Annotated in this window: 21 protein-coding genes; 6 read left to right on the top strand and 15 right to left on the bottom strand. The window is 71.4% G+C overall.

The genetic code is table 11. The features are described from left to right. Positions 1-13 precede the first annotated feature (13 nt). From ACFYVJ_RS11920 to ACFYVJ_RS11870, 11 genes are all read right to left on the bottom strand, one after another. Positions 14-1,198 (bottom strand): NADH-quinone oxidoreductase subunit D, encoded by a 1,185-nt coding sequence (locus ACFYVJ_RS11920; RefSeq protein ID WP_388889429.1) that lies wholly within the window; start codon positions 1,196-1,198, stop codon positions 14-16. A gap of 77 nt (positions 1,199-1,275) precedes the next feature. Beyond that, complete coding sequence (locus tag ACFYVJ_RS11915; protein WP_388889901.1) at positions 1,276-1,743, bottom strand: DUF3180 domain-containing protein; 468 nt, start codon at positions 1,741-1,743, stop codon at positions 1,276-1,278. An 81-nt stretch (positions 1,744-1,824) separates the two neighbouring features. Beyond that, on the bottom strand, positions 1,825-2,418 hold the full coding sequence (gene folK, locus ACFYVJ_RS11910) for a 2-amino-4-hydroxy-6-hydroxymethyldihydropteridine diphosphokinase (RefSeq protein ID WP_101422975.1): 594 nt from the start codon (positions 2,416-2,418) through the stop codon (positions 1,825-1,827). A 3-nt stretch (positions 2,419-2,421) separates the two neighbouring features. Continuing rightward, positions 2,422-2,790 carry a dihydroneopterin aldolase gene (gene folB, locus ACFYVJ_RS11905; RefSeq protein WP_388889425.1) on the bottom strand — a complete coding sequence of 123 codons (369 nt, stop codon included), beginning with the start codon at positions 2,788-2,790 and terminating at the stop codon, positions 2,422-2,424. Between the two features lie 379 nt (positions 2,791-3,169). Continuing rightward, on the bottom strand, positions 3,170-4,027 hold the full coding sequence (folP, locus tag ACFYVJ_RS11900; protein WP_388889423.1) for a dihydropteroate synthase: 858 nt from the start codon (positions 4,025-4,027) through the stop codon (positions 3,170-3,172). Between the two features lie 227 nt (positions 4,028-4,254). Beyond that, the gene (locus ACFYVJ_RS11895; protein ID WP_388889421.1) at positions 4,255-5,241 is read right to left on the bottom strand and encodes a formylglycine-generating enzyme family protein; all 987 of its coding nucleotides are present in this window, start codon (positions 5,239-5,241) and stop codon (positions 4,255-4,257) included. Beyond that, entirely contained in the window at positions 5,241-5,864 is a 624-nt protein-coding gene (gene folE / locus ACFYVJ_RS11890; RefSeq protein ID WP_388889417.1) for a GTP cyclohydrolase I FolE, read from the bottom strand. Before folE ends, ACFYVJ_RS11895 begins: the two co-directional genes overlap by 1 nt. Before the next feature lie 85 nt (positions 5,865-5,949). Continuing rightward, on the bottom strand, positions 5,950-8,016 hold the full coding sequence (gene ftsH, locus ACFYVJ_RS11885; protein ID WP_388889415.1) for an ATP-dependent zinc metalloprotease FtsH: 2,067 nt from the start codon (positions 8,014-8,016) through the stop codon (positions 5,950-5,952). A gap of 302 nt (positions 8,017-8,318) precedes the next feature. Further along, entirely contained in the window at positions 8,319-8,858 is a 540-nt protein-coding gene (hpt, locus tag ACFYVJ_RS11880) for a hypoxanthine phosphoribosyltransferase (protein WP_047017100.1), read from the bottom strand. Between the two features lie 199 nt (positions 8,859-9,057). Continuing rightward, positions 9,058-10,242 carry a tRNA lysidine(34) synthetase TilS gene (tilS, locus tag ACFYVJ_RS11875; RefSeq protein ID WP_388889412.1) on the bottom strand — a complete coding sequence of 395 codons (1,185 nt, stop codon included), beginning with the start codon at positions 10,240-10,242 and terminating at the stop codon, positions 9,058-9,060. Between the two features lie 195 nt (positions 10,243-10,437). Further along, positions 10,438-11,592, bottom strand: coding sequence for a zinc-dependent metalloprotease (locus ACFYVJ_RS11870; protein ID WP_388889409.1), 1,155 nt, complete (start codon positions 11,590-11,592; stop codon positions 10,438-10,440). Positions 11,593-11,895: 303 nt separating this feature from the next. Here ACFYVJ_RS11870 and pstS point away from each other — a divergent pair, with 303 nt between their 5' ends. The 4 genes from pstS to pstB all read left to right on the top strand — a co-directional run bounded on the left by pstS (position 11,896) and on the right by pstB (position 16,130). After that, positions 11,896-13,023 (top strand): phosphate ABC transporter substrate-binding protein PstS, encoded by a 1,128-nt coding sequence (pstS, locus tag ACFYVJ_RS11865; RefSeq protein WP_388889406.1) that lies wholly within the window; start codon positions 11,896-11,898, stop codon positions 13,021-13,023. 143 nt (positions 13,024-13,166) lie between these two features. Continuing rightward, entirely contained in the window at positions 13,167-14,168 is a 1,002-nt protein-coding gene (gene pstC / locus ACFYVJ_RS11860) for a phosphate ABC transporter permease subunit PstC (protein WP_388889403.1), read from the top strand. A gap of 91 nt (positions 14,169-14,259) precedes the next feature. Continuing rightward, the gene (pstA, locus tag ACFYVJ_RS11855; protein WP_388889401.1) at positions 14,260-15,324 is read left to right on the top strand and encodes a phosphate ABC transporter permease PstA; all 1,065 of its coding nucleotides are present in this window, start codon (positions 14,260-14,262) and stop codon (positions 15,322-15,324) included. Between the two features lie 29 nt (positions 15,325-15,353). Beyond that, the gene (pstB, locus tag ACFYVJ_RS11850; protein ID WP_388889398.1) at positions 15,354-16,130 is read left to right on the top strand and encodes a phosphate ABC transporter ATP-binding protein PstB; all 777 of its coding nucleotides are present in this window, start codon (positions 15,354-15,356) and stop codon (positions 16,128-16,130) included. A 45-nt stretch (positions 16,131-16,175) separates the two neighbouring features. On the opposite strand, the gene ACFYVJ_RS11845 is transcribed toward pstB, so the two are convergent. After that, positions 16,176-17,174: an anion permease gene (locus tag ACFYVJ_RS11845; RefSeq protein ID WP_388889395.1), complete on the bottom strand. Its 999-nt coding sequence runs from the start codon at positions 17,172-17,174 to the stop codon at positions 16,176-16,178. Between the two features lie 5 nt (positions 17,175-17,179). Continuing rightward, positions 17,180-17,800, bottom strand: coding sequence for a DUF47 domain-containing protein (locus ACFYVJ_RS11840; protein WP_101423001.1), 621 nt, complete (start codon positions 17,798-17,800; stop codon positions 17,180-17,182). 226 nt (positions 17,801-18,026) lie between these two features. Here ACFYVJ_RS11840 and ACFYVJ_RS11835 point away from each other — a divergent pair, with 226 nt between their 5' ends. Beyond that, positions 18,027-18,362, top strand: coding sequence for a metal-sensitive transcriptional regulator (locus ACFYVJ_RS11835; RefSeq protein ID WP_388889391.1), 336 nt, complete (start codon positions 18,027-18,029; stop codon positions 18,360-18,362). A gap of 188 nt (positions 18,363-18,550) precedes the next feature. Here ACFYVJ_RS11835 and ACFYVJ_RS11830 read toward each other — a convergent pair whose 3' ends face one another. Together ACFYVJ_RS11830 and ACFYVJ_RS11825 are read right to left on the bottom strand one after the other, a co-directional pair. Beyond that, complete coding sequence (locus tag ACFYVJ_RS11830; protein ID WP_234380258.1) at positions 18,551-18,754, bottom strand: hypothetical protein; 204 nt, start codon at positions 18,752-18,754, stop codon at positions 18,551-18,553. A 159-nt stretch (positions 18,755-18,913) separates the two neighbouring features. After that, positions 18,914-19,825 carry a hypothetical protein gene (locus tag ACFYVJ_RS11825; protein WP_388889388.1) on the bottom strand — a complete coding sequence of 304 codons (912 nt, stop codon included), beginning with the start codon at positions 19,823-19,825 and terminating at the stop codon, positions 18,914-18,916. A gap of 93 nt (positions 19,826-19,918) precedes the next feature. Between ACFYVJ_RS11825 and ACFYVJ_RS11820 the strand changes: the two genes are divergently transcribed. Beyond that, on the top strand, positions 19,919-20,134 hold the full coding sequence (locus ACFYVJ_RS11820) for a hypothetical protein (protein WP_388889386.1): 216 nt from the start codon (positions 19,919-19,921) through the stop codon (positions 20,132-20,134). The last annotated feature ends 49 nt before the right edge of the window (positions 20,135-20,183 follow it).

Genomic DNA, 20,183 nt, shown 5'->3' with positions numbered 1-20,183 from the left:
CCCCCGTTCCTCCTCACTTGTCGATGTCCCCCACCACGAAGAACATCGACCCCAGGATCGCCACCATGTCCGCCACCAGCGTCCCCGGCAGCAGTTCTGTCAGCACCTGGATGTTGTTGTACGACGCGGAGCGCAGCTTCAGCCGGTACGGCGTCTTCTCGCCCTTCGACACCAGGTAGTAGCCGTTGAGCCCCAGCGGGTTCTCCGTCCAGGCGTACGTCTCCCCCTCCGGCGCCTTCAGCACCTTCGGCAGCCGCTGGTTCACCGGCCCCGGCGGCAGCTCCGCCAGCCGGTCCAGGCAGGCGTCTGCCAGGTCGAGGGAGTTGTGCGTCTGCGCCAGCAGCACCTCGAAGCGGGCCAGGCAGTCGCCCTCCTCGCGGGTCACGACGCGCAGCGTGCCGCCCAGTTCCCCGTACGCCAGATACGGCTCGTCGCGCCGCAGGTCGAAGTCCACCCCCGAGCCGCGCCCTATCGGCCCGCTCACGCCGTACGCGTGCACGGTCCGCGGCGGCAGTACGCCCACGCCGCGCGTGCGGCCGCGGAAGATCTCGTTGCCGAGGACGAGGCGGTCGAAGACGTCCATCCGCGCGCGCGTCGTGCGCAGGGCCGCGCGCGCCCGGTCCGTCCAGCCGGCGGGCAGTTCCTCCTTGAGGCCGCCGACGCGGTTGAACATGTAGTGCATCCGCCCGCCGGAGACCTCCTCCATGACGGCCTGCAGATCCTCGCGTTCGCGGAAGGCGTAGAAGATCGGGGTGATACCGCCCAGTTCGAGGGGGTACGAGCCGAGGAACATCAGATGGTTGAGCACCCGGTTCAGCTCGGCGAGCAGCGTACGCAGCCACACCGCCCGCTCCGGCACCTCCATGCCGAGCATGCGCTCGACGGCGAGGACCACGCCGAGTTCGTTGGAGAAGGCCGACAGCCAGTCGTGGCGGTTGGCGAGCACGATGATCTGGCGGTAGTCGCGGGCTTCGAAGAGCTTCTCCGCGCCGCGGTGCATGTAGCCGATGACCGGCTCCGCGGAGACGATGCGCTCGCCGTCCAGGACCATGCGCAGCCGCAGCACGCCGTGGGTCGAGGGGTGCTGCGGGCCGATGTTGAGCACCATGTCGGTCTGCTCGGCCGCGCCCCCGACGCCGACCGTCAGCGGGGCGGTGGTTGCGGCGGGCGCGGCGTCTCCGGTGGGCGCGGCAGTCATGCAGCCGAGCCTAGCGGCCGTACGGAACGTGCCCTAGGGCCGCGGCGGGTGCGGTCCCCGTCGTACGGAACCCGCGGCTAGCGGCGCGGCGGGGTACGGTCGTCCTCGTCCTCGTCGTCCGGCAGCTTCAGGACCCGTTCCAGGAAGAGCGCCGCCCCGACCACGAGCGCCGCCGCGACCACCGACAGCGCCGCGTACACCACCTGGGAGCGGCGCGTGCCGTAGTCCAGCCCGTCCAGGATCAGGAACAGCCCCAGTCCTCCGTACCCCCCCGCCACCAGCGCCGAGACCAGCGCGCTCGCCTGGCCCAGCACCACCGCGCGCGCGGCCATCAGCGGGTCGACGCCCTTCGCGTGCGCTACGCGCTCGCGCTGGGCGGCGAGGCGAGAGCGGATGGACAGCGCGGTCGCCGTCAGGATGGTGGCGATCAGGGCGAGCACCACCGGGGCGGCGACGGGGACGCTCGGCAGCGTCCCCACCGAGTTCCACAGCCGGGATCCCGCCCAGGACAGCACCCCCGCCACCACGAAGATGCCGGCCAACATCCCGACGTGCAGTTGCCTCACCGAACGCGCTCCTCCCAGAACTCCCGGAAATCGTAGCCCCGTAGGGCCGGCAGGATGCCGTCAGTCCGGGAGCCGCAGTTCGAGGTCCGTACGCGGGCGCACGCCCTGCCGGCCGACCTGCGCCAGCAACTCCGCCACCGGCCCGCGCCCCGGCAGCTCGGCCGCGGGGTCCACGTCGTGCCACGGGACGAGGACGAAGGCGCGCTCGTGCGCGCGGGGGTGCGGGAGGGTGAGCGCGGGGTCGTCGGAGAGGACGCCCTGGTACGCCACGATGTCGACGTCCAGCGTCCGCGGACCCCACTGCTCGTCCCGTACGCGCGCGAACGCCTCCTCCACGGCGTGCGCCCGCTCCATGAGCGACGCGGGCGGGAGGGTGGTCCGTACGATCAGGACGGCGTTGAAGAACGTCGGCTGGCTGCCCGGCTCGACGCCCCAGGGGTCGGTCTCGTAGACCGGCGAGACGGCTTTGACGCGGAGGCCGGGGGTGTCCTCAAGGGCGTCGACGGAGCCCTGGAGGGTCTCCAGCCGGTTGCCGAGGTTGCTGCCGATGGAGAGCACGGCGCGCTTCGGGTTCTGCAGGGTCGAGTCGGCCGCGTCGACCTGCTCGACCACGGAACGCGGCACAGGCTGCACGGTCGGGTCGCTGCGATTCAATGGTCAACCTCTGCTTCGGGTGATGGTGATGGTCACGTCGTCGAACGGAACGGTGATCGGCGCGTCCGGCTTGTGCACCGTCACCTCCACCTGCTGTACGGGCGCGTGGGTCAGGCACTGCGCGGCGATCCGCTCGGCGAGCGTCTCGATCAGGTCCACCGGCTCGCCCTCGACGAGGGCGACGGTCTCCTCCGCCACGATGCCGTAGTGCACGGTCCGCGCGAGGTCGTCGCCGGCGGCTGCGGGGCGGGTGTCGAGGTGGAGGACGAGGTCGACGACGAACGGCTGGCCTTCGGCGCGCTCGTGCGCGAAGACGCCGTGGTGGCCGCGGGCCCTGAGGCCGTGCAGCGCGACTCGGTCGGCTTGGGTCATGGCTCGCTCTCGCCTCGCCTTCTGCGTCGTGGCGCCGCTGTGGGGTGGTGCCTTTGAACGTTCCTTCTTGCGCCTTGCGTCGGTTGTTTGTGCGCTTGTGTCTTCGGCTGCTCGTTTCGGTCGATGTGCGGTGCCGGTGGGCTCGCGGAGGTCGATGCGGTGGTGGTCTGATGCCCGGCCCTGCCCCCGGACCCTCGATCGAATGTACCTGCGCCTGCTGACACGCCGAACGACCGGGGCTGCTCGCGGCCCTGCCGTGGGGTGTGGCCGCGTCTACGGGGAGGGTCGACGGGACAGCGGTATGGGGGGTGACGGCGACTCGAACGGGGTGTGAACGCGACCCGGGTCTTGTGCGACGGACCGGTGGGCCGTACGCCCTCTACGCCCCCTCCAGCGCCGACGCGACCCGTACCGCGTCCGCCGTCGGCCGGACCTCGTGGACCCGTACCGCCCACGCGCCCTCGCGCGCCACTATCGCCGACACCGCCGCAGTGGCGGCGTCCCGTTCCCGGGCCGGCGGCGGCGCCCCGTCGGGACCGGCCAGGACCCGCCCGAGGAACCGCTTGCGCGACGCCGCGACCAGCAGCGGACGGCCCAGTTCCGCGCGGAGGCGGGCGAGGCTGTTCAGCAGCACCAGGTCGTGCGGCGCCGCCTTCGCGAAGCCCAGGCCCGGGTCGGCGATGATCCGGTCGAGGTCGATCCCGCCCGCCACGGCCCGGTCGAGGCTGCGGCGGAGTTCGTCGGTGACCTCGGTGACGGTGTCCTCGTAGACCGCGCGGTTGTTCATGTCGATGGACTGCCCGCGCCAGTGCATGACCACGAACGGCACGCCGGTCGCGGCGACCGCCGGGACCATCGCGGGGTCTGCCTGGCCGCCGCTGACGTCGTTGACGAGGCGGGCGCCTGCGGCGACGGCCTGTTCGGCGACGGTGGCGCGCATGGTGTCGACGGAGACGAGTACGCCCTCGGCCGCGAGGCCCCGTACGACGGGGAGAACGCGGCGAAGCTCCTCGTCCTCGTCCACCCGGGGCGCGCCGGGGCGGGTGGACTCGCCGCCGACGTCGACGATGTCCGCGCCGGTGGCGACGAGGTCGATGCCGTGCTTGATCGCGGCCGCGGAGTCGAACCAGAGGCCGCCGTCGGAGAAGGAGTCGGGGGTGACGTTGACGACGCCCATGACGGCGCAGCGGCCGAAGTCCGGCAGCCCCGCCACCTGCCCCCTGCGCGCATCCGTCATACCTCCAGCGTAGGCGCCACCGGCCCGCCCGGTCCCGGCAGGGCGCCGGAGCCTTGTCCGAGGGGGTGGGGCAGTGGCCGGGCGGCGAGGAGGGGCGCATGGACCAGCGGGCCGCGGCGGTGCGTGCGTGCCGGGGCGATGTCAGAGGGCGCGCCTACCCTTGGGCGGGAGTGCGGGGCAGGTGGGCGGCGGCCGTGGAGCGGGGCCGACGGGCCCCGGGGCAGGGTTCAGAGACTCCGGATCGCCCTGAAGCCCGTGTTGCCGCTCGAGCTGTCCGGTGTGTTCCCCATCCTCGCCGACGTCCGGTATCGCAAGCAGTACGACTCATGGCACATGTGCGACCCCCCCTTCAGCACCCGCGTCTGCCCCACTCGCGGCCCTCGCGGGTTGTCCCGCGAAGCCTTCCGGTGGTGCCGGGTGTGGAACCAGTCCGCGCACCACTCCCACACGTTCCCCGTCGTGTTGTACAGCCCGTGTCCGTTCGGCTCGAAGGCGTCCACCGGGCACGTCCCCCGGTGGCCGTCCGCCGCCGTGTTGCGGTCCGGGAAGCTGCCGCGCCAGATGTTCATCCGGTACGCGCCCTCCGGCTCCCGTTCCGCCCCCCAGGGGTACGGCTCCCCCTCCAGCCCGCCGCGCGCCGCGTACTCCCACTCCGCCTCCGTCGGCAGCCGGCCGCCCGCCCAGTCGCAGAAGGCCAGGGCGTCCGTGTGCGAGACGTGCACCACCGGGTGGTCCCACCGGCCGCGCAGGCCCGAGCCCGGGCCCTCAGGGTGCCGCCAGTCCGCCTGGTGGACCTGCCGCCACCACGGCGTCTGCGGCGGCGAGGCGGTGGCCGGGAAGTTCTTGGGCAGGAAGCCCGCGAAGACGAAGGACCAGCCGAAGCGCTCGGCGTCCGTGACATACGACGTGGCGTCGGCGAAGGCCGCGAACTCCTCGTTCGTCACCGCCGTCGCCGCGACCGCGAAGCCGTCGACCGTCACCTCGCGTGCCGGGCCCTCCCCGTCCGCCGGGTACGGGCCGTCGTCGTAGCCCATCAGGAAGGCCCCGCCGGGCAGCTTCCGCCAGCCCCCGCGCGGTTCGTACGCTGCCGATTCCGGCGCCGCTACGGCATCGAGGGGCTCCGGGACGGCCCCGCCGCCCCCCGGCACCGCCGCGCCCTCCGACCCGCGTGCCGGCGCGCAGCACGCCCCGCGCTCCGTACCCCCGTCCCCCATCAGCGTGACCTGATCAAGCTCATCGCCTCGGCCCGCGTCGCCGGGTGCCGGAGCTGTCCGCGCACTGCCGACGTCAGCGTCTTCGCCCCCGGCTTCCGCACCCCCCGCATCGTCATGCACAAGTGCTCGCACTCGATGACGACGATCACGCCCCGCGGCTCCAGTATCTCCATCAGCGAGTCCGCGATCTGCGTGGTCAACCGTTCCTGCACCTGCGGCCTGCGCGCATACACGTCCACCAGCCGCGCCAGCTTCGACAGCCCCGTGATCTTCCCGTCGTGCGACGGGATGTACCCCACGTGCGCGGAGCCCACGAACGGCACCAGGTGGTGCTCGCACGTGCTCAGCACCTCGATGTCCTTGACCAGCACCATCTCGTCGTGGCCCAGGTCGAACGTCGTCGTCAGCACGTCCTCGGGGCGCTGCCGCAGGCCCGCGAAGATCTCCTTGTACGCGCGCGCCACCCGCGCCGGCGTCTCCAGCAGACCTTCCCGGTCCGGGTCCTCGCCGACGGCGATGAGCAGTTCACGCACGGCGTCCTCGGCGCGCTTCTCGTCGAAGTCGCCGTACTTCTCGTCGCCGTGCTCCGGGCCGTGTCCTGTCCTGACAGCCTCATCCGTCATCGTGGTGCCTCTCGTACCTGCGCCAATGGCCAGCGCCCCCAAGGCTAGAACCTCGGGGGCGCTGCACACATTCCAGCGGTATCCGCTAGGGCTGACCGCCCTCGGTCGGCGACGGCTGGTGCTGCGGGCCCTCGCCCGGCAGCGTGCCGCCCTGGAGGCCGCCCGGCAGCCCGCCGCCGGCGGGCGGCGTCTCGGCCTTGTCGAGCATCCTCGGGCCGGAGCCGTTCGTCTCCCGCGGGGAGGTGACCGGCGGCCGGGTGGAGGGGGTACGCCGCGAGGAACCGGTCCACGCCGGCCGCAGCGGGCGCTTGACCAGAGGGCGGAAGATCTCGGCGATCTCCTCCTTGCCCAGGGTCTCCTTCTCCAGCAGCTCCAGCACCAGGTTGTCGAGCACGTCGCGGTTCTCGACGAGCATCTCCCACGCCTCGTTGTGCGCGGTCTCGATCAGCTTCTTGACCTCCTCGTCGACCAGCGCGGCGACCTCCTCGGAGTAGTCGCGCTGGTGCGAGAGCTCCCGGCCCAGGAAGGGCTCGGACTGGTCGGAGCCGAACTTGATCGCGCCCAGCCGCTCGGTCATGCCGTACTGCGTGACCATCTTGCGGGCGAGCCCGGTGGCCTTCTCGATGTCGTTGGCGGCGCCGGTCGTCGGGTCGTGGAAGACCAGTTCCTCGGCCGCGCGACCGCCCATCATGTACGCGAGCTGGTCCAGCATCTCGTTGCGCGTGGTGGAGTACTTGTCCTCGTCGGGCAGCACCATCGTGTAGCCGAGGGCGCGGCCGCGGGAGAGGATCGTCACCTTGTGCACCGGGTCGCCGCTGGGAGAGGCCGCCGCGACCAGGGCGTGCCCGCCCTCGTGGTACGCGGTGATCTTCTTCTCCTTCTCCGACATGATCCGGGAGCGCTTCTGCGGGCCGGCGACCACGCGGTCGATGGCCTCGTCCAGCATCTCGTTGTCGATCAGCTTCCGGTTGCTGCGCGCGGTGAGCAGCGCGGCCTCGTTCAGCACGTTGCTGAGGTCGGCGCCGGTGAAGCCGGGGGTGCGCCGGGCGACGGCCGACAGGTCCACGTCGGGGGCGACGGGCTTGCCCTTCTGGTGGACCTTGAGGATCTCCAGCCGGCCCTGCATGTCGGGGCTCTCCACGCCGATCTGCCGGTCGAACCGGCCGGGGCGCAGCAGGGCGGGGTCGAGGATGTCGGGCCGGTTGGTGGCCGCGATGAGGATGACGCCGCCCTTGACGTCGAAGCCGTCCATCTCCACCAGGAGCTGGTTCAGCGTCTGCTCGCGCTCGTCGTGACCGCCGCCCATGCCGGCGCCGCGGTGGCGGCCGACCGCGTCGATCTCGTCGACGAAGACGATCGCCGGTGCGTTCGCCTTGGCCTGCTCGAAGAGGTCGCGGACGCGGGAGGCGCCGACGCCGACGAACATCTCGACGAAGTCGGAGCCGGAGATGGAGTAGAAGGGCACGCCGGCCTCGCCGGCGACGGCGCGGGCCAGCAGGGTCTTGCCGGTGCCGGGCGGGCCGTAGAGCAGCACGCCCTTGGGGATCTTGGCGCCGACGGCCTGGAACTTGGCGGGCTCCTGCAGGAACTCCTTGATCTCGTGGAGCTCCTCCACGGCCTCGTCGGCCCCGGCCACGTCGGAGAAGGTCGTCTTCGGGGTGTCCTTCGTGATGAGCTTGGCCTTGGACTTCCCGAAGTTCATGACCCGGGAGCCGCCGCCCTGCATCTGGTTCATCAGGAAGAGGAAGACGAGCACGATCAGGACGAACGGCAGCAGCGAGAGCAGGATGCTGACGAACGGGTTGTCCTTCGTCGGCTTGACCGAGTAGCCGTCGGGGATCTCGCCCTTGTCGAACCTGTCCTGCAGCTTGTCAGCGAGGTCGGCGCCCTGCGTGTCGATGTAGTTCGCCTGGACCTTGTCGCTGCCGTCGATCTTGTTGTCGCCCTTGAGCTGGACCTTGATGGTCTCGCTGTTGCCGGTGGTCAGCTCAGCGGAGCTGACCTTCTTGTCGTTGATCGCGGCGACGACCTTGGCGGTGTCAACGGACTTGTAGCCCTCGGAGGAGCCGACCAGTTGCATCAACAGGACCACGGCGAGGACGGCCAGCACGATCCACATGACCGGCCCACGGAAGTAGCGCTTCACGTCCATCCACACGGGGCGGCGTACGCCCCGTCCCTCCTGCCCAGTGAGGCACGGCTGGCTCCTGACCGAGCCCGTGGCCGTGCGTATGCCTGTTATGGGTCCAAACTGAAACGACTGTCGTTCGGACGGTACCCCAGAATTGTCACCCGTCCCCGCCGGGGACGGCTAACAAACCGGCTTTCCCATGCTCCAACGGCGGGAAACCCCCCGGTGTTCCCCGGGCAGGGACCCGCCGGCCCGCGTCCGGCCACCCGGGGGGCGGCGGCGGAATCTCCCCTCAGTCCGCGCACGCGGAGCCGCGGACTGCGTCAGCCACCGTACACGTGCGGTGCGAGGGTGCCGACGAAGGGCAGGTTCCGGTACTTCTCCGCGTAGTCGAGGCCGTAGCCGACGACGAACTCGTTGGGAATGTCGAAGCCGACCCAGTCCACGTCGATGGGGACCTTCGCCGCCTCCGGCTTGCGCAGCAGGGTGAAGACCCGCAGCGAGGCCGGCTGCCGGGAGCCGAGGTTGGAGAGCAGCCAGGAGAGCGTCAGGCCGGAGTCGATGATGTCCTCGACGATCATCACGTGCCGGTCCTGGATATCGGTGTCCAGATCCTTCAGGATCCGTACGACACCGGAGGACTGGGTGCCCGCACCGTACGAGGACACGGCCATCCAGTCCATCGTGACCGGCGTGGAGAGCGTGCGGGCGAGATCCGCCATGACCATCACGGCGCCCTTGAGCACCCCGACGATCAGAAGGTCCTTGCCGGCGTACTCCGCGTCGATCTTCGCGGCCATCTCGGCGAGCTTGGCGTCGATCTCTTCCTTGGTGATGAGCACTTTCTCAAGGTCCGCGCCCATGTCCTTCACATCCACCCGGGGTCACTCTCGTTCGGTCGACGACCACTGCCGAACGAACAGTCTGCCATCCGTTCTCCCGCCGGTCAGGAGCGCGTAGGACACGTTTTCCGGACGTTCCGCCCCCTGACCGGGGCAGCCGGCGCCTGTACGGTCCCGCCGGCCGGCCTGCCCACCGGCGGGATCCGCTGCGTACGGGCCCTCAGTCCGCCCCGAAGCCGTCCCGGCGATCGTCCCGCCGGTCCTCCCGCCGGACGACCAGCCGGCCCTGTTCGCGGCGGGCGGACACCCGCCCCGGGAGATTGAGGGCGCTCTGCCCCCGCCAGCCGGTGATGAGCTTGTCCATCTCCTCGATGTGCCGGCTGAAGAGGGACCCGGCCGGGGAGCCGGCCGCCAGGGCGGCGCGGCGCAGGACGCGGCGCCGCACGGCGGGCGGCAGCGCGTACAGCCCCGGGACGTCGAGGCCGCCGTCCGCGTCCCGCACGCCGCGCTCGGCGTCGGCCGCCCAGGCGTCGAGGGCGTCGGCGTCGTCCCGGGAGAGCCGTGCGGTACGGGCCAGGGAGGCGACGACGCCGCGGCCCAGCGCCTTCTCCAGCACGGGCAGTGCCTCGTGGCGGACGCGGGAGCGGGTGTAGGCGGGATCGACGTTGTGCGGGTCGTCCCAGACGGGCAGCGACTGGACCATGCACGCCTTGCGGGCGACCTGGCGGTCGATCTGCAGGAACGGGCGCCGGTACCGGCCGCCGGGCCCGGAGGCCGCGGCCATGCCGGACAGGGAGCGCACGCCGGAGCCGCGGGCGAGCGCCAGCAGCACCGTTTCGGCTTGGTCGTCCCGCGTATGGCCGAGGAGCACCGCGGCGGCGCCGAGGCGCTGCGCGGCCTCGTCCAGCGCCGCGTACCGGGCGTCGCGGGCGGCGGCCTCGGGGCCGCCGCCGCGGCCCACGTCGACGCGCACGGACTCGACGGGGTCCAGGCCGAGGGCGCGCAGCCGGCCGACGACTTCCCGCGCGCGCAGGTCGGAGCCGTCCTGGAGGCCGTGGTCGATGGTGATGCCGCCGGCGCGGGCGCCCTGGCGGGGGGCTTCGAAGGAGAGCGCGGAGGCCAGCGCCATGGAGTCGGCGCCGCCAGAACAGGCGACGAGGATCAGCGGGGCGGCTGCGGGGGCAGTGGGGCCGGCCGGGCGGGGGGTGCCCGCGAAGCGGGCGCGCGAGGCCGGTGCGGGGACCGCGGCCGTGGAGGCCGTGGGGGCGGCGGGAGACGCCTGGGGGGCGGCCGGGGAGGCCGCGGGGGTGGGGGGTACGTGCGCCGTCGCGTACTCGGTGAGCACGTCGTGCAGAACGTGGCGTACGGCCAGACGTATCGCGGCGACCGCTGGATGGGGACCCATGGCTTTCACTTCACTTTCGCTGGCGGCGGAAGAGCTCGCTCGGGCTCACCTCCGCGACCGTCACTGTAAGTGTGTCGATGGTGACAGAGGAGAGCGGCCAACCGAGCATTGCACGCGGGCAACGCCGGGTTCGCTCCCTCGGACGGGTGAAAGTCACTCGAATATCGCCGCCATGGGAACCGCTGGGAGCAGTCGTCAGCTCTCGGCGCGGCTGTGCACCCGCGCGATCCAGTCCGCCGGTTTGGCGATCTCCGACTTGGTGGGCAGCGTGTTCGGCGAGGTCCACACCCGGTTGAAGCCGTCCATGCCGACCTGGTCGACGACGTGGCGCACGAAGCGCTCGCCGTCGCGGTACTGGCGGAGCTTGGCGTCCAGGCCCAGCAGCTTGCGCAGCGCCTGGTCCAGCCGGCCCGCGCCGGCCTGGCGGCGCTTGGTGAACTTCTCCCGGATCTCCGAGACCGACGGCACCACCTGCGGTCCCACGCCGTCCATCACGTAGTCGGCGTGCCCCTCCAGCAGGGACATCACCGCGGTCAGCCGGCCCAGGATCTCCCGCTGCGCCGGGGTCTGGACGACCTCGACGATGCTGCGCTCCTCGGCGCCCTCCTCCCGGCTGCCGCTGAGGCTCTGCAGCGCCTCCCGTACGCGGTCCAGCAGGGTGGCCGGGTCGATCTCGGTCTCGCCCAGGAACGACTGGATCTCGCCCTGGAGGTGGTCGCGCAGCCAGGGCACGGCGGTGAACTGGGTGCGGTGGGTCTCCTCGTGGATGCAGACCCACAGCCGGAAGTCGTGCGGGGAGACCTCAAGCTCGCGCTCGACGTGGACGATGTTCGGCGCGACGAGCAGCAGCCGGCCCTGGCCGGCGCCGCCGCTGCCGGAGCCGGCGTGGGGGGCGGGACCGCCGGGCAGGTCGCGGGTGGCGGGGGCGAAGGTCTCGTACTGGCCGAGGACGCGGGAGGACAGGAACGACAGCAGCATCCCCAGCTCGACGCCGGTGATCTTGCCGCCGACGGCGCCCAGGACGGCCCCGCCGGGGAGGCCGGTGCGGCGCTTGTCCATCTTCTCCAGCAGCGGGGCGAGGACGGCCCGGAAGCCCGCGACGTTCGCCTTGATCCAGCCGGGGCGGTCGACCACGAGGATCGGGGTGTCGTGCCGCGGGTCGGCGCCCTCGGGATACATCCGGGAGAACTCGCGTACGTGCTCCTCGGCCGACCGGGCGTGCGCCCGCAGCTCGCCGACGATGGCGCGCGCCTCGTCCCGGCTCACCTCGGGGCCCGGCCGCACGAGCCGGGTCGCGGTCGCAACCGCGAGATTCCAGTCGACCATCTCCGCACCACCGATGCTCGTCATCTCTTCACCGTACGTGCCCACGCGGCCGAGCGGGAGCGCGCAGCCCCCGGAACCGGCTGCGGGAGGGCCCGTAGGGGACCCGCCGGGCCGGGCGGGGAGCGGGGCGCGGGCGGGGGCGGCGGGGAGGTCGCCCGAACGAGGGAGGAGATTCACTTCTCGTTCACTTCCGACAGCGGAACGATTCACCTGTTTTGCCTAAATTCGACGGGAAAGGTGAACCAGCGCAGGCGAGACGGATGGGAACGCGCATATCTGAGGGAGAGGTCTGTCTCCAGTCCGCATGAACCGCAAAGGACCCCCACCGTGAAGTTTCCCCGCACCACCCGGCTGCGTGCCGCGGCCGCCGGCGCCCTCGCCGGCGCCCTCGTCCTCGGCGCCTGCGGGTCGGACGACAACACCGGCCGCTCCGGCCAGGCCGGTGGCGGCGCCCAGGCCGCGGCCGACGACGTGAAGTGCGCCGGCTCCGGCGAGCTGCTGGCGTCGGGCTCCTCGGCGCAGAAGAACGCCATGGACCAGTGGGTCAGCGACTTCCAGGGCGTCTGCCCGGACATCACGGTCAACTACAAGGCCACCGGCTCGGGCGCCGGCATCCAGGAGTTCCTCCAGGGCAAGACCGGCTTCGCCGGTTCCGACTCGGTGCTGAAGCCCGAGGAGGTGCAGGCGTCGAAGAAGGTCTGCAAGAACGGCGAGGCCATCAACATCCCGATGGTCGGCGGCCCCATCGCCATCGGCTACCACGTCGAGGGCGTGGACGACCTCGTCCTGAACGCGGACGTACTCGGCCGGATCTTCTCCGGCGCGATCACCACCTGGAACGACCCGGCCATCGCCGACCTCAACCCCGACGCGGACCTGCCGGACACCAAGATCCAGCCGGTGCACCGCTCGGACGAGTCCGGCACCACCGACAACTTCACCCAGTACCTCGCCGCCGCCGCCCAGAACACCTGGCCGCACCAGCCCGGCAAGAAGTGGCCCGTCCAGGGCGGCCAGGCCGCGGACGGCTCCTCCGGGGTCTCCTCGCAGGTGAAGCAGACCGACGGTGCCATCTCGTACTTCGAGCTGTCCTTCGCCACCGCGAGCGACATCAACACCGTCAAGCTCGACACCGGCGCCAAGGAGCCCGTCGAGGCCACCAGCCAGAACGCCTCCAAGGCCATCGCCGCCGCGAAGGTCACCGGCTCCGGCAAGGACCTGGCGATGCAGCTCGACTTCACCACCGACACCGAGGGCGCGTACCCGCTGACCCTCCTCACCTACGAGATCGCCTGCGACCAGGGCAACCACAAGGACAACCTCGGCAAGGTCAAGTCCTTCCTCGGCTTCACCGCGAGCGACGCCGGCCAGTCGAAGCTGAGCCAGCTCGGCTACGCCCCGCTGCCCACGGAGGTCGTCGGGAAGGTCCGTACGACAGTGGAGTCACTCTCCTGACCGCCGACCCGGACCCCCGCAGCCCCCGCGCCGACCTGAGCGGGGGCCCGGAGGGCGCGGGTCCCGCAGCCGGTCCACCGCCGCCGGGGCTGACGGCGCCCACCCCCGCCGCGCCGCCGCCCCACCCCGAGGGGAGGCCGCCCGTGAGTACCGACACCGACATACGCACCTCCGCCCCGCCACCGCCGGAGGCACCACCGGAGAAGGGCCGCCGCAAGCGCGCGACCCGCCTCGGCGACAAGGTCTTCGCCGGCCTGTCGAAGGGCTCCGGGATCACCCTGCTGGTGATCATGGGCGCGATCGCGGCCTTCCTCGCCTACCGCGCCTCGCTCGCCCTCGCCAAGAACGAGGGCAACTTCCTCACCACCTTCCAGTGGGACGCCAACGCCGACCCGCCGGTCTTCGGCATCGCGGTGCTGGCCTTCGGCACGATCGTCTCGTCGGTCATCGCCATGGTCATCGCGGTGCCGATCGCGGTGGGCATCGCGCTGTTCATCACCCACTACGCGCCGCGCAGGGTGGCCGCGCCCCTCGCGTACGTCATCGACCTGCTGGCCGCCGTGCCCTCGATCGTCTACGGCCTGTGGGGCGCCCTGTTCCTGGTGCCGCACCTCGTCGGCCCGTACGAGTGGCTGGACGACCTCCTGGGCTGGACCGCCGTCTTCTCGTTCGACGGCAGCGCCCCGCGCTCCCTGATGACCGCCGGCATCCTGCTGGCGATCATGATCCTGCCGATCATCACCAACGTCAGCCGCGAGGTCTTCCGGCAGGCGCCGCAGACGCACCAGGAGGCGGCGCTGGCGCTGGGTGCCACGCGCTGGGAGCTCATCCGGATGTCGGTGCTCCCCTTCGGCCGCTCCGGCGTCATCTCGGCCTCGATGCTGGGCCTCGGCCGGGCGCTCGGCGAGACGATGGCGGTGGCCACCGTGCTGTCGCCGTCGGCGATCCTGTCGGCGAAGATCCTGGAGCCCGGGGGCGGGACGTTCGCGCAGAACATCGCCTCGGCGTTCAAGGAGGCCGGCGAGTTCGGGCGGGACGCGCTGATCGCCTCCGGCCTGGTGCTGTTCGTCATCACACTGCTGGTCAACGGCGCCGCCCGGCTGATCATCGCGCGCCGCAAGGAGTACTCGGGAGCGAACGCATGAGCGACGCACGCGCGGCTGCCCAGCCGCACCCGACGACGCCGGCCGCACCTCCCGCCGCGCGGGCGGAGAAGCGAATGATCGAGGGGGAGGCATGAGCGCGCCCGGGACCGTGATGGACCGGGCCGACGCCTTCGCCATCCACCAGCCGCGCCTGCCCCGCTGGGCGCCGGTGGCCGTCGCGGCCGCCGCGGTGGCGGCGGGGGTGGCGGTCGGGCTGGGCGCGGGGCTGGACAGCCGGGTGCAGTGGGGGCTGATCGCCGCGCTGCTCTTCGTCGCCGGGCTGTACGCCGTCTCGGCGCGTACGGAGGGCGTCCGCAAGGCGAGGGACCGGCTGGCCACGTCGCTCGTGTGGGGCGCCTTCCTGCTGGCCGTCATCCCGCTGGCGTCGCTGGTCTGGGAGACCGTACGACAGGGCGTCAAGGTCCTCGACGGCTACTTCCTGACGCACTCCATGAACGGCGTCGTCGCCATCGCGCCCGGCGGGGGCATCTACCACGCCCTCCTCGGCACCATCCAGCAGGTCGCGCTGGCCACCGCGATCGCCACCCCGATCGGGCTGCTGACGGCCGTGTACCTGGTGGAGTACGGGGGCGGGCGGCTGGCGAAGGCGGTCACCTTCTTCGTCGACGTCATGACCGGCATCCCGTCGATCGTCGCCGGCCTGTTCATCCTCAGCGTCTGGATCATGGGGCTGGGCTTCGGCTACTCCGGCCTCGCCGGATCCTTCGCACTGGCCATCCTGATGATGCCGATCGTCGTGCGCTCCACCGAGGAGATGCTGAAGCTCGTGCCGAACGAGCTGCGCGAGGCGTCGTACGCCCTGGGCGTACCGAAGTGGAAGACGATCTTGCAGGTCGTGCTGCCCACCTCCCTCGGCGGCATCACCACCGGCGTGATGCTCGCCGTGGCCCGTATCACCGGCGAGACGGCTCCTCTGTTGCTGCTCGTCTTCGGCAACCCCGCCATCAACTCCGACCCCTTCAAGGGCGCCCAGGCGTCGCTCCCGCTCTACATCTACGAGCAGTGGGCCAACGGCAACAGCGCCTCCTACGACCGCGCCTGGGCCGCCGCCCTGGTGCTCATCGTCTTCGTCATGCTCCTCAACCTGTTCGCCCGCCTCATCGCCCGTTTCAAGGCTCCGAAGACCGGCCGCTGACGGCCACGTACGAAAGAGATCCCAGTCCCATGGCCAAACGCATCGACATCGGCGACCTGACCGCCTACTACGGCGACTTCAAGGCGATCGACGGCATCTCGATGTCCGTCGAGCCCAAGTCCGTGACCGCCTTCATCGGCCCGTCCGGCTGCGGCAAGTCCACCTTCCTGCGCACCATCAACCGCATGCACGAGGTCACCCCCGGCGCGCGCGTCGAGGGCGAGGTCCGCCTCGACGGCGACGACCTGTACGGACCGGGCGTCGACCCGGTCGGGGTGCGCCGGGTGGTCGGCATGGTCTTCCAGCGGCCGAACCCCTTCCCGACGATGAGCGTGTACGAGAACGTGGCCGCAGGGCTGAAGCTCAACGGCTCGTACAAGAAGCGCGAGCTCGACGAGGTGGTGGAGAAGTCGCTGCGCGGCGCGAACCTGTGGAACGAGGTCAAGGACCGCCTCAACCGCCCGGGTTCCGGGCTGTCCGGCGGCCAGCAGCAGCGCCTGTGCATCGCCCGCGCCATCGCCGTCGAGCCGCAGGTGCTCCTCATGGACGAGCCCTGCTCGGCCCTCGACCCGGTCTCCACGCTGGCCATCGAGGACCTGATGGCCGACCTGAAGGAGCGGTTCACGATCGTGATCGTCACGCACAACATGCAGCAGGCGGCGCGGGTCTCGGACCGTACCGCGTTCTTCAACCTGTCGGAGGTCGGGGAGCCCGGCCGGCTCATCGAGGTGGGCGACACCGACAAGATCTTCTCCAACCCCGAGAAGAAGGCGACGGAGGACTACATCTCGGGCCGCTTCGGCTGAGGGCCGGCCCCCGGGGCGCGGAAGCCGCGCAGAAACGCTTCAGCGCTACTCGAAGGCCAGGTGCACGAGCCAGTACACCGCCGCCGCCACCCCCGCCGCGGCCGGCATCGTGACGAACCACCCCATCACGATGTTCTTCGCCACCCCCCACCGCACGGCCTTGACCCGCTTCGTCGCGCCGACGCCCATGATCGCCGAAGTGATCACGTGGGTCGTCGAGATCGGCGCGTTGAACATGAACGACGCCGAGTACATGATCCCCGCCGCCGTCGTCTCGGCGGCGAACCCCTGCGGCGGCTGGAGGTCGATGATCCGCCGCCCCAGCGTCCGCATGATGCGCCAGCCGCCCGCATACGTACCGAGGGAGAGCATCAGCGCGCACATCACCTTCACCCACCACGGGATGGCGTCGCCCTCGTCCTCCACGTCCGCGATGACCAGCGCCAGCACCACGATGCCCATCGTCTTCTGCGCGTCCTGGAGCCCGTGCCCCAGCGCCATCGCCGCCGCCGAGACGGTCTGCGCCACCCGGAACCCGCGCTGCGCGCGGCGCGGGGTGGAGCGGCGGAACATCCACATGATCGCGCACATCACCAGATAGCCGACGCACAGGCCGACGATCGGCGAGACGAACATCGGGATGACGACCTTCTCCAGCACCCCGGACCAGAACACCTTCGACGACGCCGCCAGCGCCGCGCCGACCATGCCGCCGAAGAGCGCGTGCGAGGACGACGACGGCAGCCCGAAGTACCACGTGACCATGTTCCACGTGATCGCCCCGACCAGGGCGGCGAACAGGATCCACATCCCGTGCGAGCCGTGCGGGGTCTCGATCAGCCCTTCGCTCACCGTCTTGGCGACGCCGCTGCCGAGGAAGGCGCCGGCGAAGTTCATCACCGCGGCCATGAGCAGCGCGGCGCGCGGCGTCAGGGCGCGGGTGGAGACGGAGGTCGCGATCGCGTTGGCGGAGTCGTGGAAGCCGTTGGTGTACGTGAAGAAGAGCGCGACCCCGATCGTGACGACAAGCGCGAAGGTGTCCACCGGGCTCAGGACTCCTTGACCGCGATCGTTTCCACGGTGTTCGCGACCTTCTCGAAGGCGTCGGCGGCCTCTTCCAGTACATCGACGATCTGCTTGAGCTTGAGCACCTCGATGGCGTCGTACTTGCCGTTGAAGAGGTGCGCGAGAAGCTTGCGGTGGATCTGGTCGGCCTGGTTCTCCAGCCGGTTGACCTCGATCCAGAACTCCGGCAGGTGGTTGAGCGTACGGAGGTTGGGCATCGCCTCCGCGGTCAGCTCCGCGGCCCGGGCGAGCACCTCGATCTGCTGCTCCACGCCCCGCGGCAGCTCCTCGATCTGGTAGAGGACGACGAGGTCGACGGCCTCCTCCATGAAGTCCATGATGTCGTCCAGCGAGCTGGCGAGACGGTAGATGTCCTCGCGGTCGAAGGGCGTGATGAACGAGGCGTTGAGCTGGTGCAGGATGGCGTGGGTGGCGTCGTCGCCGGCGTGCTCCGCAGCGCGCATCCGCTCGGCGATCTCGGCCCGGGCGGAGGAATCCGCCCCGAGCAGTTCCATCAGGAGCTTCGAGCCCGTCACGATGTTGTCGGCCGAGGCGGCGAACATATCGTAGAAGCTCGTCTCCCTGGGGGTCAGACGAAATCGCACGTGATGATCCTCAGTGCTGCGAATATCGGCGAATAGGTCCTGATGATGCTAGGCGAGCCGCACCTGCGGAGCGAACCGGCTCTGCGGAACAGCCGCAGGACAGAATGCCACGAAGGCGGTATCATATACCCCCTGAGGGTATATCGCGCACGGTTCGCATACGGTGGTACGCATACAGCGATACGCGCCGGGCGGATCGAGGGATGGGAAACGGAAGGACGGGCACGTGACCGACACCACGGCAACGACGACCGCCGCCGAGACGGCGCCGGGCTCCGGCCCGCACGGGTACAGCAAGGACAAAGAGGCCCACCTCAAACGACTCCGCCGGATCGAGGGCCAGGTCCGCGGGCTGCAGCGGATGGTCGAGGAAGACGTCTACTGCATCGACATACTCACGCAGGTCTCGGCGAGCACGAAGGCGCTGCAGTCCTTCGCCCTCCAGCTTCTGGAGGAGCACCTGCGGCACTGCGTCGCCGACGCCGCCGCCCGGGGCGGCGACGAGATCGACGCGAAGGTCGAGGAGGCCACCGCCGCGATCGCCCGGATGCTGCGGGCGTAACGCCGGGCGGCCGGCCGCTGCTGCTGCTGCTGCTGCTGCGCGCGTACGAGCCGCGCGCAGCGCCCGCGGCCGCTCCGCCGCACACCCCTGCGCTCCGTGCCCTTCGTTACGTGTCCCGCGCTCCGCGTCCCGAGCGCCGCCCCGACCCGCACCCCTGCGCCGCGTACCCCGGCGCCCGTGCCCCGTCGCTAGGGCGTGATCTCCTGCCGGCCGCGCCTGCGCTCCAGCTCGGAGCCGCGCCGCTCGGCTTCCACTCTCAGGACTTCGTCGATGCGGTCGTCGCTCAGCCGCTCTTCCGGTGCGCTCGTCGCCGCGATGATCAATTCACCGCACAACTCGATTTCGGCGAGAGCCACATGGTCCTGGACGGCCGACCCCCGACCCACGTGCAATCACCCCACTTCCCCATGCACACCCGCCGGCAGCCGGGCTCACCGCTCAGAGTAGGTAGGGCGGCACAGTCCGCGCATGACACGTCTGGACCATTTACGGCCCCGGCTTTCCCGGGCGAATCCCGACGCCCCCGCGCAAACGACCGGAATCAACTCCCGCTAGGACGCGGGCTGTTGGCCGCTCTGGCGAACCGTTCCGGCATAGATGTCGCGATCCGCGGGCAAGGCCACCTCGGCCGGCGCCCCGAAGTCGTAGGTTTCGACGGTCGACGCCACCCGCACCGGTGAGTCGCCGGACAGCGCGAACTCGTGCCGCACCCGGCGCGGCCGGCCGTCCTCGTCCAGATACGCGTCGAAGACCACCGCGTCCTGGACGAACCCCTCGGCCGCGGCAGCCAGCGCCCCGCGCGCGTACGGGGACGCCGCGCGGGCGGCGCGGCCGAGGTCGGCCGTGCCCTCGTAGTGCCGTACGACGCTGTCGCCGACGCGCTCCTCGCCCACGTACCGCACCTCGCGGGCGCCGCGCAGCAGTTCCGCGGCGGTCAGCGGGTCGGTGGCGCCGTTGGTGACGAGGTTGCCGTCGGAGAGCCGGGTCGTGTCGAGCCGGAGCCACTTGTCGGCAGGGACACCGGCGCCGCGGTTCTTCATGTACAGCTCGCCGACCGCGTACAGCTCCGTGATCGGTTCCTCCTCCCCCTGCGGCAGCACCACACGCAGCAGGCCGCGGCGGCCCGCGTAGTCGAAGGTGCCGTCGCCGCTGACGGTGACGCGGGTGCCGCCGCTGATCATCTCCATCGCCGTACGGGCACGGGAACTGCCCGCGCCCGCCAGTGCGTCGGCGGCGCGCTGCACGGCGGTGAGCGGGTCGCCGCCCGGGTGTTCGTCGGCCGCGGCGCCGCGCTCGGAGCAGCCGGCGGTGGCGGACAGGGCCGCGGCGGCGAGGGCGCCGAGGAGCGCGAGCGCGGCCGCGGGGCGGGCCGCGGGGGCGGCGCCCGGCCTGGTCGCGCGGGCGGCGCCGGGGCGTGCGGGCGTGGTGCCGCCGCCTTCGGTCCGCCGCTGCTCCGCCGCCATCTCTCGCTACCCCCGGCCGGTGTTTCCTCCGGTTCGCTTAACGATGTGGAGGGGGCACCGTCACGGTCTTTCCCACCGCGGTACCGTGACCGCGTGCTCAGCGACGGACCCGGCGACGGGCCGGGTGACCCCCAGTGCGGCGCGGGTTCCGGCGGCCCGTACGGCGGCGGCGCGCACCGCACGTCGACCGCCGAGCAGGGCGCGTTCGCCTTCGCCCGCTGCACCTGCGGCTGGACGGGACCGGCCCGCCGCGCCCGCTCCCGCGCCCGTACGGACGCCGCGGACCACCTGCCGGACGGCATCGGCTGAGGGGTCCGTAGCGCGAGGCTTTGCTACTTGGGGGTAGCGAAGGGGGGAC

It is taken from the genome of Streptomyces sp. NPDC004134 (assembly GCF_042874195.1).
In the GTDB taxonomy this organism is placed as follows: domain Bacteria; phylum Actinomycetota; class Actinomycetes; order Streptomycetales; family Streptomycetaceae; genus Streptomyces.
The sequence above is the reverse complement of the archived record's forward strand: the minus strand, read 5'-3'. Positions and strand labels throughout refer to the sequence as shown.

Excerpts from the sequence above, each read along its gene's own strand:
- ACFYVJ_RS11920 (WP_388889429.1), bottom strand. The coding sequence starts at position 1,198 with ATGACTGCCGCGCCCACCGGAGACGCCGCGCCCGCCGCAACCACCGCC.
- ACFYVJ_RS11915 (WP_388889901.1), bottom strand. The coding sequence starts at position 1,743 with ATGTTGGCCGGCATCTTCGTGGTGGCGGGGGTGCTGTCCTGGGCGGGA.
- folB (WP_388889425.1), bottom strand. The coding sequence starts at position 2,790 with ATGACCCAAGCCGACCGAGTCGCGCTGCACGGCCTCAGGGCCCGCGGC.
- folP (WP_388889423.1), bottom strand. The coding sequence starts at position 4,027 with ATGACGGATGCGCGCAGGGGGCAGGTGGCGGGGCTGCCGGACTTCGGC.
- ACFYVJ_RS11895 (WP_388889421.1), bottom strand. The coding sequence starts at position 5,241 with ATGGGGGACGGGGGTACGGAGCGCGGGGCGTGCTGCGCGCCGGCACGC.
- folE (WP_388889417.1), bottom strand. The coding sequence starts at position 5,864 with ATGACGGATGAGGCTGTCAGGACAGGACACGGCCCGGAGCACGGCGAC.
- ftsH (WP_388889415.1), bottom strand. The coding sequence starts at position 8,016 with ATGGACGTGAAGCGCTACTTCCGTGGGCCGGTCATGTGGATCGTGCTG.
- hpt (WP_047017100.1), bottom strand. The coding sequence starts at position 8,858 with ATGGGCGCGGACCTTGAGAAAGTGCTCATCACCAAGGAAGAGATCGAC.
- tilS (WP_388889412.1), bottom strand. The coding sequence starts at position 10,242 with ATGGGTCCCCATCCAGCGGTCGCCGCGATACGTCTGGCCGTACGCCAC.
- ACFYVJ_RS11870 (WP_388889409.1), bottom strand. The coding sequence starts at position 11,592 with ATGACGAGCATCGGTGGTGCGGAGATGGTCGACTGGAATCTCGCGGTT.
- pstA (WP_388889401.1), top strand. The coding sequence starts at position 14,260 with ATGAGCGCGCCCGGGACCGTGATGGACCGGGCCGACGCCTTCGCCATC.
- pstB (WP_388889398.1), top strand. The coding sequence starts at position 15,354 with ATGGCCAAACGCATCGACATCGGCGACCTGACCGCCTACTACGGCGAC.
- ACFYVJ_RS11825 (WP_388889388.1), bottom strand. The coding sequence starts at position 19,825 with ATGGCGGCGGAGCAGCGGCGGACCGAAGGCGGCGGCACCACGCCCGCA.